The organism is Bradyrhizobium paxllaeri, from assembly GCF_001693515.2.
Taxonomy (GTDB): Bacteria; Pseudomonadota; Alphaproteobacteria; order Rhizobiales; family Xanthobacteraceae; genus Bradyrhizobium; species Bradyrhizobium paxllaeri.
Map to the genome: position 1 here is coordinate 7,781,994 of NZ_CP042968.1, position 12,289 is coordinate 7,794,282.

Genomic DNA, 12,289 nt, shown 5'->3' on the forward strand with positions numbered 1-12,289 from the left:
TGCGGTCGGCCGCTTGTCGAAAACAGGCTCGCACAAACTAGTTGCCTTGGCAACATAAATAGCAAGCGTCGAGAGCAGAGTTCCGAGAGAGCCTGACTCAAAGTGCAACCAATGAAATCAGGCACTTTCATTTGGCTCGTCATGCCCGGCCTTGTGCCGGGCATCCACGTCTTTGTTCTCATCGAGCAAAAGACGTGGATGGCCGGGACAAGCCCGGCCATGACGGAAAGTGAGGAGTACGCCGCGCGGTCAGGTCACTTCTTGACCAGCGGGCAGTTGCCTTCGCTCTCCGGCCGGAACGCCTGATCGCCGGGAATGGTTGCAACGACCTTCAGAAGATCCCACTTCGACGTCGACTCATCCGGCTTCTTCACCTCGAGCAGATAGAGCGGATGGATCTTGCGTCCGTCGGCGCGGATGGTTCCCTTGCCGAACAGCGGATCGTCGGTCGGCATTGCCTTCATCGTCGCAACCACCGCCTTGCCGTCCACGGCGCCGCCGACCTTGTCGACGGCCTTGAGGTAATGCAGCACGGAGGCGTAGACGCCGGCCTGCATGTCGTTGGGATAATTCTTCTGCGGATGGCGTTCAGCGAAGCGCTTGGCGAAGGCGCGCGTGCCGTCGTTCAAATCCCAGTAGAACGGGTTCATGATCTGCGCGCCCTGCGCCGCCTTCAACCCCAACGCGGGAATGCCGTTCATGCCGAGAATCAGGCCGACCAGCCGCTGCTTCTGCGTCAGCCCGAACTCCGCCGCCTGCTTGATCGAGGTGATAGTGTCGTCGCCGGCATTGGCGACGCCGACGATATCGGCGCCTGAGGCCTGCGCCTGCAAGAGGAACGAGGCGTAGTCGGCGGTGCCGAGCGGATGACGCACGGCGCCGAGCACCTCGCCGCCGGACGCCTTGACGCCTTCCATCGCCTGCTTCTCCAGATCATGGCCGAAGGCATAATCGGCGGTCAGGAAGAACCATTTCTTGCCGCCCTGGGCCACCACGGCTTTGCCGAGGCCGCGGCCGTAGGCGTAGGTGTCATAGGTCCAGTGCACGGTATTCGGCGTGCATTTCTCGCCGGTGAGCAGCGCGGTGCCGGCGCCGGAGCCGATGAAGACCTTGTTCTTCTGCTCGCTCATGGCAGCAACCGCCAGCGCAATCGCCGAGTTCGGCAGATCGAAGATGGCGTCGACGCTTTCGGTGTCGTACCAGCGCCGCGCGATGCCGACGCCGACATCGGTCTTGTTCTGATGGTCGGCGGTGATGACGTCGACCGGCTTGCCGGCGGCCTTGCCGCCATAATCCTCCACCGCCATTTGCGCCGCGATGACCGAACCTACGCCCTGATAGGTCGAGAACACGCCCGACTGATCGTTGAGCACGCCGATGCGGACGCGTTCCTGGCCGTGTGCCGGGCTGACGAGCAGCGCGCCAAACGCGGCAACGAACATCCCTTCGCGAAAAAACTGTCGCATGCATTCCCTCCTGTGTGGAAAAGGCGGCCTTCGCGACCACTTCTAAATTGCTTATAACTTATAAGCATTTTGAGGATTGTCAATTCACGTAATGCCGTGCGAGCTATTGCCCATGGCAAGAATCGGAAAAGTTTCGACGCGCAAGACCAACGGGGGAGCCAGGCCGGCCGAACCGGATTCGGCGCGCGAACTCGATCTGACCGCGCTGCAGCGCACTCCCGGCTTCATGATCCGGATCCTGCAATTGCAGAATTTCGAGGCGTTTTACCCCTATTTCGAATCGTTAAAGCTGTCGCCGCTCGAATACGCCATCCTCGTCGCGGTCCGCGACAACAAGACGGTGACGCAGAGCGAGCTTGCCGCTGTGCTGAAGATGCAATTGCCCAATCTGGTGAAGATCCTGTCTCGGATGGAGGAGACCGGAATCCTCAAGCGCAAGCGGTCGGCGCGGGACCGACGCGCGGTCGAACTCAGCCTCAGCGCGACAGGCGAGCGGCGCGCCGACGAAGCCAGCCGACTGGGTGAGAGTTTCAATGCGCAGACGCTTTCTGCGCTCAGCAAATCAGAGCAAGCCGCCTTTCTCCAGATGCTGGTGCGGCTGGTCGACGCGCACAAGAACGGGTTTTGAGGGCTCGAATTCATCTTACCCGGCGCAGCCGATCCATTCGCTCGACATATCGTCGTCCAGTGTTGCCACCGCGCTCGCACGCCGCGTCAGCACCGCGCGCTGGTTGATGTAGCCCTTGTCGGTGATCTCACCGCCGTCGACGGAGGCCGGCTCGGCCAGCAGCAACGCCCGCGTCGCGTGACCTGACGAGTTGCCGCTCTGCCCCTTCAGTTTAGCAAGGCCGTGTGCGATGGCGCTGCGGACCTTGTCGTGACCGATCACGTCTTTCACGTCGGCATTGTCAGGCAGGCCGGCGTGCACCCGGCAGGCCGCGATGTTCGGAAACACCAGGAAACGAACCTCGTCGCCGCCGTGGCCGGTCACCACGATATCCTGCGCCAGCGGCGCCAGCGCCGCGATGCCGGCGACGCGCAAGGTGCCGACGCTGACCCAGGTGCCGGAATTGAGTTTGAAATCCTCCGCGACGCGACCATCGAAGAACAATCCGAGTTCGGGATGCGCCGGATCGGCAAAGGTCACGGCGTCGCCGATCAGATAAAAACCTTCGGCATCGAATGCCTGCGCGGTCAGCTCAGGTGCTTTCCAATAGCCGGGCGTGACATTCGGGCCGCGCACCCGCACCTCAAGCTTGTCGCCCGAGGGCACCAGCTTCAGTTCGGTGCCGGGGATCGGCACGCCGATATTGCCGGAGCGTTTGGCCTGGAAATGGCAATCGGTCGCCAGCGGCGACGTCTCGGTCGAGCCCCAGGCCGACACCATCGGCAGCACACGGCCGACCGTCTTGATCGAGAGTTCTTCCAGCGCGTCCCAGAGATTTTGTGGGAGAGCAGCACCGGCATAGAAGGCGAACTTGACCTCGCTGAAGAATTTCGTCCGCAATGCCTCATCGCCGCGCAGCGCTGCGATCAGCATGTCAAAGCCACGCGGCACGTTGAAATAAACCGTGGGCATCACGCTGCGCAGATTGGCGAGCGACGCTGCGAACAGCCCGGGCGCGGGCTTGCCGCCGTCGACATAGAGCGTGCCGCCGTTGCGCAGCACCAGATTGAAATTGTGGTTGGCGCCGAAGGTGTGGCTCCAGGGCAGCCAGTCGAGGATCACGAGATCCTCGTCGCTATCCTCGAGGAAGGTCCAGGTCTGCGCCTTGGCCTGCTGGCTCGAGGTCAGCATGCGCTGGGTGTTGATGACGGCCTTTGGCGTGCCGGTCGAACCCGAGGTGAACAGGAATTTTGCGATCGTATCCGGCGTGATCGCAGCAAACGCTGTCGCGACTGCGGGTGTTTCCGGGGTAGCCGCGATGGTACGGAACGGAATTGCATGGCTGTCGTCGGCATCGCCGCTGACGATCGCGACCGAATGCAGCGGCGCGATCGCCGCCAGCGCCGCCGCGAACGGTTTGGCGCTGGAAACATAGATCGCGCCGGGCCCGAGCAGCGTGACCATGCTCTTGAGCTTGTCGAAATCCTTTGACATCAGCGAATAGGCCGGCGAAATCGCGGCCGATGGCACGCCGACATGCTGGGCCGCCAGCGCGAACAGCGCATGTTCGACGCTGTTGTCGGAGAGGATCACCAGCGGACGTTCGGCGCTCAGGCCTTGCGCGAGAACCCACGCCGCGGCGGAGCGCACCTGCCTCAACGCATCCTTGTAGGTAACGGTGACCCACGGCGCATCGACACTGGCGCGATCGGCGAGAAATATCCGGTCCGGTGCCTGCTGCGCCCAATGCTCCAGCCAGTCGCCGATGCAGCGTGCGCTCGCCCCAAGCGGCGTCGTGGATTTCAGGATGATGCTGCCATCGCCTCGGCGATCGCTGGCGATCGCGGGCGTCGCGAAAAGATATTGGGAATCGGCACCGCTGATGGCGGCGATGGTCATGGGCTTCCTCCTAGCAGCCTCGAGCGGGCTGGCTTGACGCTAATGTTGAGCACAACAATTGTTGTCGTCAACAACAATCTTTCCCTTGCGCCCGCGACGCGCTAGAAGGGAAGGATGGCGAGGAACGCTCAGGTATCCAAAATTACCAAATCGCGCACCGGTATCCGGCCGCGCCCCGGCCGCGCGCAAAGCGAAAACGGCAGTGCGCACAACGACCTCCTGAATGACGAGATCGGTCTCGACGCGCTCGCCGGCCACGCCGGCTACGCGGTGCGGCGCTTCCAGATCTGGATCTTTCAGGACTTCATCCGCACGCTTGCCGCCGTCGACATCCGCCCGACGCAGTATTCGGTGATGACGGTGATCGGCGCCAACCCGGGTCTGAGCCAGATGGCGGTGGCAAAACGGCTCGGGATCGAGCGAGCCAGGCTGGTGCATCTGCTGGACAGCCTCGAACATCGCGATCTCGTCAGCCGCGTCAAATCCGCCACCGACCGCCGCTCCCACGCGCTGCACCTGACCGCGCGCGGCCGGACCGCGCTGGCGCAATTCAAGCGCCTCGCCGCCGAGCACGAGCGCCACGTGGCCGAGAAGATCGGCAAGGAAAACCGTGAGCGGCTGCTGCAGATCCTGTCGGCGTTCACCTGATCGCCTCGCCCAAGGCCGGACAGCCTAATTTTTAGGCAGAAACGTGACCGAGATCAGAACGCGCGTACGTCCCACGACGTCATAAGTACATGAAATTACGTCTCTATATTTGAACATTGGTCCACCCGAGCCATTGTACACAATGGCACATCGCTTGCTTCACTCCCGGTAATCTTTGCTCGCTGGAGTTTTGCTCGCCATGGGGTCCGACACGCCTGAAACCGTTGCCGACATCGTCGCCGCGCACCGCGCCGGCGCCATGACCCCGGCGCAGACCATCACCCGCTCCTACCAGCGCATCCGCGACCACAACGATCCCGCCATCTTCATCAGCCTGCGCGACGAGAAGGACGCGATCAAGGAAGCCGAGGCGCTGGCTTCGAAGGACGCGGGCGCGCTGCCGCTGTTCGGCGTTCCGGTCGCGGTGAAAGACAATATCGACGCGCAGGGCTTGGCGACTACGGCGGCCTGCCCGGCCTTTTCGTATTCGCCGGCGCAGGATTCGACGGCGGTTAAAAAGCTGCGCGCGGCCGGCGCCATCATCATCGGCAAAACCAATCTCGATCAGTTCGCGACCGGCCTGGTCGGCGTCCGCTCGCCCTACGGCATTCCGGTCAACCCGGTGCGCGACGATCTCGTTCCGGGCGGGTCGAGTTCGGGCTCGGCAGTCGCCGTTTCCGCCGGCCTCGTGCCGCTCGCGCTCGGCACCGATACGGCCGGCAGCGGCCGGGTGCCGGCGATGCTCAACAACATCGTCGGCCTGAAGCCGAGCCTCGGGCTGATCTCCAACGCCGGACTCGTTCCGGCGTGCCGCACGCTGGATTGCATCTCCGTGTTCTCGCTCACCGTCGACGATGCGATGACCGCGCTGACGGCGATGGCAGGTCCCGACGGCGCCGATCCCTATTCGCGCGAGCGGCCGCTGGCGCCGATGTCGGCATTTCCCGGCACGCTCCGGCTCGGCGTGCCCCGCAGCGGCCAATTGATTTTCTTCGGCGACCGCGCGGCCGAGAACGCCTATGGCGAAGCGCTCAAGCGCTGGACAGCGCTTGGCGCCACGCTGGTCGAATTCGATCTCGAACCTTTCTATGAGACCGCGCGGCTGCTCTACGAGGGCCCGTGGGTTGCTGAGCGTTATCTCGTAATCCGCGACCTGCTGGCCTCCTCACCGGATGCGATCCATCCGGTGACGCGCGAGATCACTGCGGCCGGCGCGCGGCTGACCGCTGCCGACACGTTTGCCTCGCTCTATCGGCTACAGGCGCTGCGGCGCGCAGCCGAGCGCACCTTTGCCAACTTCGACGCAATGATGCTGCCAACGGCCCCGACGGCCTATTCGACCGCGCAGGTACTGGCCAATCCGATCGAGCTCAACAGCCGGCTCGGCACCTACACCAATTTTGTAAATCTGCTCGACCTCTGCGGCCTGGCGCTGCCGGCCGCGATGCGAGGCGATGGCATTCCGTTCGGCATCACGCTGCTGGCGCCCGCCGGACGCGACGCGCAGCTCGCCGGCATCGGGCGGGTGTTTCATGCCGACACCGGACTGGCGATGGGCGCCAAGGGCGTGGTGCAGCCCGCGCTCGCCGCATTGCAAGCCGGCGCGAGTGGCGATGAAATCACGATCGCCGTGGTCGGCGCGCATCTCTCGGGCATGGCGCTCAATAGCGAACTACAGGTGCTCGGCGGACGCCTGCTCGAAGCGGCAACGACGGCGCCGGATTACAAGCTTTACGCGCTCGACACGGTGCCGCCGAAGCCCGGCATGCTGCGCGTGGATGCCGGTGCGGGACATTCGATCAAGCTGGAGCTGTGGGCGCTGTCGGCCGCAGCATTCGGCAAATTCGTCGCCGCGATTCCACCGCCGCTCGGGATCGGTACGGTGCGGTTGGCGGACGGCAGGGGCGTGAAGGGTTTTGTGGTCGAGGCTGCGGCCATCAATGGCGCGCGGGATATTTCATCTTTCGGCGGCTGGCGCGCGTTCATGGCCGAGAAGGTGGCAGTGTAAGTCGTCATTTCGTAGGGTGGGCAAAGCGAAGCGTGCCCACCATCGCATGCAACGGTGGAAGATGGTGGGCACGGCGCTTGCGCGCCTTTGCCCACCCTACGGTTTTGCGCCTACACCGACACCGCGTAGATCTCATACTCCCCGCGCACCTGCTCGATATGCGCGCGCATCGCGGCTGCGGCGCCGGCCTTGTCGCCGCGCATGATCGCGACCACGACGCGGTCGTGCTCGGCGTGCGATTTTGCGAGACGTCCGAGGTTGCGGAACTGGGCGCGGCGGAACGGCTGCACCCGGACCCGCGTCGCCAGCGTCATCTCGGCGATGTAGCCGTTTTGCGAGCCGGCATAGATCGCGTTGTGAAAGCGCTCGTTGACCGCGTGAAAGCGCTCGGGATTGCCGGCATGGCTCAGCACGCGCAATTCCTCGTGGATCGCTTCCAGCGTCTGGCGATCCCCCGGCGGCATCCGTTCGGCGGCGAGACCTGCACACAGCGCTTCCAGTTCGGCCATCGCCTCGAACATTTCCGTCAGACGATCGAGCGAAGGCTGCGCTACCACGGCGCCGCGATGGGCGCGAGCCTCGACCAGGCCGCTCGCCACCAATTGCCGCAGCGCCTCGCGCACCGGCGTGCGCGACACGGAGAAGCGCCGCGCGATGTCGGTCTCGTCGAGCCCCGATCCCGGCGGCAGCACGCCGCGCACGATCTCGTCGGCGAGCTGCAGCCGCAGTTCTTCCGCGCGCGTGACCTTGTCCCGCAATGGCGAAGGGCGATCGACGCGCCTCACCACTGTCTCCGGCTGGGCGCCGGTCTGCGGTCCACGTGCCGGAAGATCATCAAGGCTCATCGCTACTGCCCCTTCGGCTCGTCGATGACGCTGACATGCGCCGCGACGATCTTCCACCCTTCCGGAAACCGGACCCAGGTCTGCATCTGCCGCCCAACTCTGCCCGGCGTGCTTTCGCGGTAGAACAGCGTCGAGGCGACGGCGGTATCGCGGCCATAGGTCGTGATCACCGTCTTGTCGGTTTTGCGCATCAGCCCGACCGGCGAGCGCGCGGCGCGGAACGCCATGATCTGCTCGTAGCCGTAGAGATTTTCGCCGATGCCATAGCGCAGCGTACGGGGATCGTTGCGGAACAGTTCGTTGAGCACCGCGACATCGTTCGACACCAGCGCCTTTTCGTAGCGCTGGAACTGCGCGGTCACCTCGGCCAGTACATCGGGAAGATCGATGTCCATCGTTACAATCCTCTCGGGATCGGCGCTGTTGCGACGCCGGCGCGCTCCAGCGCATGCGCAACGCGCAGCGCGATGTCTTCCCGCCAGGGCGCGGCGATGATCTGCACGCCAATCGGCATCGGCACCAGCGGCACCGGCACCGCGACCACCGGCAGGCCGATGAACGAAATCGGCTGGGTGTGGATGCCGATATTGGCGCGCACCGGCAGTTCGACGCCGTCGAGCACGAAGTTCACCTGGCCCAGTTTCGGTGCGATGCACGGCGTGGCGGGCGCGATGATGACGTCGACCGACTTGAACAGCTCCAGCACCCTTGCGCGATACCAGCGGCGGAATTTCTGCGCGCGATCGACCAGCGGCGCCGGCACCATCGCGCCGGCGATCAGGCGGTCCCGCACCGCCGGATCGAAATCATTCGGCCGCTTGCGCAGGCGATCGAGATGCAGCGAGGCGCCCTCGGTCGTGGTGATCACGTAAGCCGCGGCGCGGGCGCGCGCAGCTTCGGGAATCTCGACCGTTTGCGTCGCGTTCAGGGCCTTGGCGACGCGCGCCACGGCCTCGACGGCTTCCGGAAAGACGTTCTTCTGAAAGTATCCGCCGGCAACCGCCACCCGCAGGCCGTCGATGCCCTGGGCCAACAACGGCGCGACCGGCTCGACCGGCCGCGTCGTGCACGCGGCATCGTCGGCATCCGCCCCCTGCATCGCGTCATAGGCCAGCGCGAGATCGCCGACGTTGCGCGCGAACGGGCCGAGATGATCGAGGCTGGCGACGAATGGAAACGAGCGTGCCCGCGACAGCCGGCCGTAGGTCGGCTTCAGGCCGAAGACGCCGCAGAACGACGACGGCACGCGGATCGAGCCATTGGTATCCGACCCCAGCGCGATCGGAACGAGGCCGCCGCCGACCGCGCTGCCCGAGCCACCTGACGAGCCGCCGGTCATCCGCGTCGGATCGTGCGGATTGCACGACGGCCCGTCATGCACGTTCTCGCCGGTGAAGTCATAGGCGTATTCGCCCATGTTGAGTGCGCCGACCAGCACCGCGCCTTGCGCCTCCATGCGTTCAATCAGGGTGGCATCGCGTGTCGAGGGCGCAAGATCGCGGTTGATCTTCGATCCGGCGCGGGTGGCAAGACCTTTCACGTCGAACAGGTTCTTCACCGCGAACGGCACGCCGGCTAGCGGGCCGACCTTTTCACCGGCAGCGATGGCGGCGTCGACCGCGCGGGCTTTCGCGCGCGCGCGCTCGGCTGTGATGTCCGTGAACGAGTTCAGCACGGAATCGTGCTTGGCGATCCGCGCCAGGGCGGCCTCGGTCGCATCGAGCGCGGAAAGCTCGCGGTCCGTTACGGCTTGCGCGATTTGTTGGGCCGACAGCCCATCGGTGCTTACGGTCATGGCGCTATCAGGCTGTGTAGACACTGGCCGGCTCGGTTTCATCAGGCAGCGGGAATTCATCGACCAGCCGCGCCAGCCTCAGCGACACTTCGAGATTGGCGCGCACCGCCGGCCGCCAGGCCTCTTCGACCGGGAGCGCCAGCGCTTTCGCAACGGCATTGATGTAATCGTCCAGGGGTTCGGCAGCCATTTTGCTCGTACTCAACTTTCTAGTGAACCGGCAACGGCGGATGCGGGATCGCCGTCAGCAACTCCTTGGTGTAGGCATCCTTGGGATCGCCGAGCACGCGTTCGGACGAGCCCTGCTCGACGATTCGCCCCGCACGCATCACGATGACACGATCGCATAGCAAACGCACGACATTCAGATCGTGCGACACGAACAAATAGCTCATGCCCATCGATTGCTTGAGGTCCTGCAGCAGATTGAGCACGACGGCCTGCACGGAGACGTCGAGCGCCGCCGTCGGCTCGTCGAGGATCACAAGTTTGGGATGCAGCGCAATCGCGCGCGCGATGCCGACGCGGGCCTTCTGGCCGCCGGATAATTGGTGCGGGAAGCGATCGAGCAGGTTGACGGGCAGGCCGACCAGCCCGGCGAGTTCCTCGCAGCGGGCGCGCAGCGCGTCGCGTCCCCTGATGTCGCCAAGCTGCATAATCGGATCGGCGATCGCCCGCGCTGCGGTGAAGCGCGGGTTGAGGCTGTCGGCCGGGTCCTGGAACACCATCTGGATGCTCTTGCGCAGCGGCAGCCGCGCAAAGGCCTGCGGCACGATGGCGCCGATCTCCTTGCCGTCGAACGCAATGCGGCCGGAGGTCTGGTCGAGAAGCCGCATCACCATCATCGACGTGGTCGATTTGCCGCAGCCGGATTCGCCGACCAGCCCGACGCTTTCGCCATGGCCGACCGTGAAGCTGATGCCGTCAACGGCGCGGAATATTTCCGCTTCCACCGGCGGCTTGCGGGAGAACAGTTTTGTGAGAACGGCGCTGGCGCCCTGGCGCGGATATTCCTTGACGAGCTTTTCCACGAGGAGAAGGGGCGACTTATTCTCGTCACCCCCGGGCTTGACCCGGGGGTCCATCTCAGAAGAAGAGTCTTTCGAAGAGGGATGGATGGCCGGGTATAGGCGAGCGGAAGCGACGCCGTCCTTCGGACGGCTATGCCCGGCCATGACGGGAGTCGTCTCCTCCTCCGGCAACAGATCGCGCAACGACACGCCGATCCTCGGCGTCGCGCGCATCAGCTTCCTGGTATAGGCGTGCTCAGGCCTCGCAAAAATATCCGCCGACTTTGCCGTCTCCACCACCCGGCCCTTCTCCATCACCACCACGCGGTCGCAATAGGCGGCGGCGAGCCCCAGATCATGCGTGATCAGGATGGTCGACATGTGGCGGCGCTTTGTCAGCTCCACGATCAGATCCATCACCGCCTTCTGCGTGGTGACGTCGAGCCCCGTCGTCGGCTCGTCCGCGATCAGGAGCTGCGGATTGCAGGCGAGCGCCAGCGCGATCACGACACGCTGGCACATGCCGCCGGATAGTTCGAACGGATAGGCGTGATAGCGCTCGCGCGGGCGGGCGATCTTGACCTGTTCCAGCGCCTCGATCGCCTTCTCGCCGCGGTCGCTCGGCGCGCTCTGCACATGCTGGCGCAGCACGTCCTCGATCTGGTCGCCCACCTTGCGGATCGGGTTCAATGCCGCGCGCGGGTTCTGGAAGATCATCGAGATTTCCCGGCCGCGCAGATCGCGCATCTCGTTCTCGCTCGCCGCCTTGACGTCGATGCCGGAGAACATCACCGAGCCCTCGGCGATCCTGCCGGCGCGGTCGAGAATGCGCATCACCGCATAGGATGTCACCGACTTGCCGGAACCGGATTCGCCGACGATGCCGAGCGTCTCGCCCTTGGCGACGGAGATGTTGACGTTCTGCACGGCCTTGACGATGCCGCGCCGGGTGGAGAACTCGACGGTGAGGTCGTGGACGTCGAGAAGAGGCTGGGCCGTCATGACAGCCTTCCCAAAAATATCGAAAACAACCCCATGCAAAGTAGAACGGTCAGCGCTCCTGTCCCATCTCCCCGCATGCGGCCAGGACGGGCAAAGCCTGAATCAGCCATCACGTCCTCCGCTGCGGATCGACGATGTCGCGCAGGCCGTCGCCGAGCAAATTGAAGCAGAACACCGCGATCATCAGCGCAAGCCCCGGGAACAGCGCGATCCACCATTCGCCCGACACCATGAAGGTGGCGCCTTCCGCGACCATGATGCCCCATTCCGCCGTCGGCGGCCGCACGCCAAGCCCGATGAAGGAAAGGCCCGCGGCGTTGAGGATGGCGTAGCCCATGGTCAGCGACATCTGCACGATCATGATCGGCATGATGTTGGGCAGGATATGCACCAGCAGAATGCGCAGCTCGCCATTGCCCGACAACCGTGCCGCCTGGACGAAACCGGCGTTGCGGCGGACATTGGCCTCGGCCCGCGCCACGCGCGCATAGAGCGGAAAGTTCACGATCGCGGTGGCGATGATGATGTTCTGCACGGTGTTGCCGAGCGCGGCCACGATGCCCATCGCCAGCACGAACAGCGGAAACGCCATGATGGTGTCGGCAATGCGGCCGACGATGCGATCGGTCCAGCCGCCGAAATAGCCGGCGGCGATGCCGGCGAGCCCGCCCATCAGGAACACCAGCGCCACCGAAGCGACCGCGATGAAGGTATCGAGCCGTGTGGCGACGACAACGCGGCTGAAGATGTCGCGGCCCAGTTGATCGGTGCCGAACCAGTGCGCCGCTGACGGCGGCTTCAGCGCTGATGCGGTATCGCTGGCGAGCGGATCGTAGGGCACGATGTAGGGCCCGAAAATCGCGGCGAACAGGATGATGACCAAAAGGCCGAAGGCAAAGGCGGTGACGCGGTTTTCGCCGAGCACATAGCGGGTGTGCTCGAACATCGCAGCCACGCCCGAAGTGCGGGCGGAGGCGGCGGGTTCAACGGCAGGCAGAACGGCACTCAT

11 protein-coding genes are annotated in these 12,289 nt (G+C 64.6%); 3 read left to right on the forward strand and 8 right to left on the reverse strand.

Annotation, left to right across the window (positions count from 1 at the left end):
• Positions 1 to 254: 254 nt before the first annotated feature.
• Positions 255 to 1,466: an ABC transporter substrate-binding protein gene (locus tag LMTR21_RS37280; protein ID WP_065750783.1), complete on the reverse strand. Its 1,212-nt coding sequence runs from the start codon at positions 1,464 to 1,466 to the stop codon at positions 255 to 257.
• A 112-nt stretch (positions 1,467 to 1,578) separates the two neighbouring features.
• Between LMTR21_RS37280 and LMTR21_RS37285 the strand changes: the two genes are divergently transcribed.
• Entirely contained in the window at positions 1,579 to 2,094 is a 516-nt protein-coding gene (locus tag LMTR21_RS37285) for a MarR family winged helix-turn-helix transcriptional regulator (RefSeq protein ID WP_065750784.1), read from the forward strand.
• A 15-nt stretch (positions 2,095 to 2,109) separates the two neighbouring features.
• Here LMTR21_RS37285 and LMTR21_RS37290 read toward each other — a convergent pair whose 3' ends face one another.
• Positions 2,110 to 3,972 (reverse strand): feruloyl-CoA synthase, encoded by a 1,863-nt coding sequence (locus LMTR21_RS37290; RefSeq protein ID WP_065750785.1) that lies wholly within the window; start codon positions 3,970 to 3,972, stop codon positions 2,110 to 2,112.
• A 114-nt stretch (positions 3,973 to 4,086) separates the two neighbouring features.
• On the opposite strand from LMTR21_RS37290, the gene LMTR21_RS37295 reads away from it, so the two are divergent.
• Together LMTR21_RS37295 and atzF are read left to right on the forward strand one after the other, a co-directional pair.
• Positions 4,087 to 4,620 (forward strand): MarR family winged helix-turn-helix transcriptional regulator, encoded by a 534-nt coding sequence (locus LMTR21_RS37295; RefSeq protein ID WP_065750786.1) that lies wholly within the window; start codon positions 4,087 to 4,089, stop codon positions 4,618 to 4,620.
• Positions 4,621 to 4,819: 199 nt separating this feature from the next.
• Entirely contained in the window at positions 4,820 to 6,628 is a 1,809-nt protein-coding gene (atzF, locus tag LMTR21_RS37300; protein WP_065750787.1) for an allophanate hydrolase, read from the forward strand.
• 110 nt (positions 6,629 to 6,738) lie between these two features.
• Here atzF and LMTR21_RS37305 read toward each other — a convergent pair whose 3' ends face one another.
• The 6 genes from LMTR21_RS37305 to LMTR21_RS37330 all read right to left on the reverse strand — a co-directional run bounded on the left by LMTR21_RS37305 (position 6,739) and on the right by LMTR21_RS37330 (position 12,289).
• Positions 6,739 to 7,473 carry a GntR family transcriptional regulator gene (locus tag LMTR21_RS37305; RefSeq protein WP_065750788.1) on the reverse strand — a complete coding sequence of 245 codons (735 nt, stop codon included), beginning with the start codon at positions 7,471 to 7,473 and terminating at the stop codon, positions 6,739 to 6,741.
• Positions 7,474 to 7,475: 2 nt separating this feature from the next.
• On the reverse strand, positions 7,476 to 7,868 hold the full coding sequence (gene hpxZ, locus LMTR21_RS37310) for an oxalurate catabolism protein HpxZ (protein WP_065750789.1): 393 nt from the start codon (positions 7,866 to 7,868) through the stop codon (positions 7,476 to 7,478).
• A 2-nt stretch (positions 7,869 to 7,870) separates the two neighbouring features.
• Positions 7,871 to 9,268 carry an AtzE family amidohydrolase gene (locus LMTR21_RS37315; RefSeq protein WP_187399274.1) on the reverse strand — a complete coding sequence of 466 codons (1,398 nt, stop codon included), beginning with the start codon at positions 9,266 to 9,268 and terminating at the stop codon, positions 7,871 to 7,873.
• Positions 9,269 to 9,275: 7 nt separating this feature from the next.
• Positions 9,276 to 9,458 (reverse strand): DUF4089 domain-containing protein, encoded by a 183-nt coding sequence (locus LMTR21_RS37320; protein WP_057839350.1) that lies wholly within the window; start codon positions 9,456 to 9,458, stop codon positions 9,276 to 9,278.
• A gap of 19 nt (positions 9,459 to 9,477) precedes the next feature.
• On the reverse strand, positions 9,478 to 11,280 hold the full coding sequence (locus tag LMTR21_RS37325; protein WP_065750790.1) for a dipeptide ABC transporter ATP-binding protein: 1,803 nt from the start codon (positions 11,278 to 11,280) through the stop codon (positions 9,478 to 9,480).
• Between the two features lie 109 nt (positions 11,281 to 11,389).
• Entirely contained in the window at positions 11,390 to 12,289 is a 900-nt protein-coding gene (locus tag LMTR21_RS37330) for an ABC transporter permease (protein ID WP_065750791.1), read from the reverse strand.

What these genes read in the sequence shown, in the direction of transcription:
- LMTR21_RS37280 (WP_065750783.1), bottom strand. Translation starts at nt 1,466, where the DNA reads ATGCGACAGTTTTTTCGCGAAGGGATGTTCGTTGCCGCGTTTGGCGCG.
- LMTR21_RS37285 (WP_065750784.1), top strand. Translation starts at nt 1,579, where the DNA reads ATGGCAAGAATCGGAAAAGTTTCGACGCGCAAGACCAACGGGGGAGCC.
- LMTR21_RS37290 (WP_065750785.1), bottom strand. Translation starts at nt 3,972, where the DNA reads ATGACCATCGCCGCCATCAGCGGTGCCGATTCCCAATATCTTTTCGCG.
- LMTR21_RS37295 (WP_065750786.1), top strand. Translation starts at nt 4,087, where the DNA reads ATGGCGAGGAACGCTCAGGTATCCAAAATTACCAAATCGCGCACCGGT.
- atzF (WP_065750787.1), top strand. Translation starts at nt 4,820, where the DNA reads ATGGGGTCCGACACGCCTGAAACCGTTGCCGACATCGTCGCCGCGCAC.
- LMTR21_RS37305 (WP_065750788.1), bottom strand. Translation starts at nt 7,473, where the DNA reads ATGAGCCTTGATGATCTTCCGGCACGTGGACCGCAGACCGGCGCCCAG.
- hpxZ (WP_065750789.1), bottom strand. Translation starts at nt 7,868, where the DNA reads ATGGACATCGATCTTCCCGATGTACTGGCCGAGGTGACCGCGCAGTTC.
- LMTR21_RS37315 (WP_187399274.1), bottom strand. Translation starts at nt 9,268, where the DNA reads ATGACCGTAAGCACCGATGGGCTGTCGGCCCAACAAATCGCGCAAGCC.
- LMTR21_RS37320 (WP_057839350.1), bottom strand. Translation starts at nt 9,458, where the DNA reads ATGGCTGCCGAACCCCTGGACGATTACATCAATGCCGTTGCGAAAGCG.
- LMTR21_RS37325 (WP_065750790.1), bottom strand. Translation starts at nt 11,280, where the DNA reads ATGACGGCCCAGCCTCTTCTCGACGTCCACGACCTCACCGTCGAGTTC.
- LMTR21_RS37330 (WP_065750791.1), bottom strand. Translation starts at nt 12,289, where the DNA reads ATGAGTGCCGTTCTGCCTGCCGTTGAACCCGCCGCCTCCGCCCGCACT.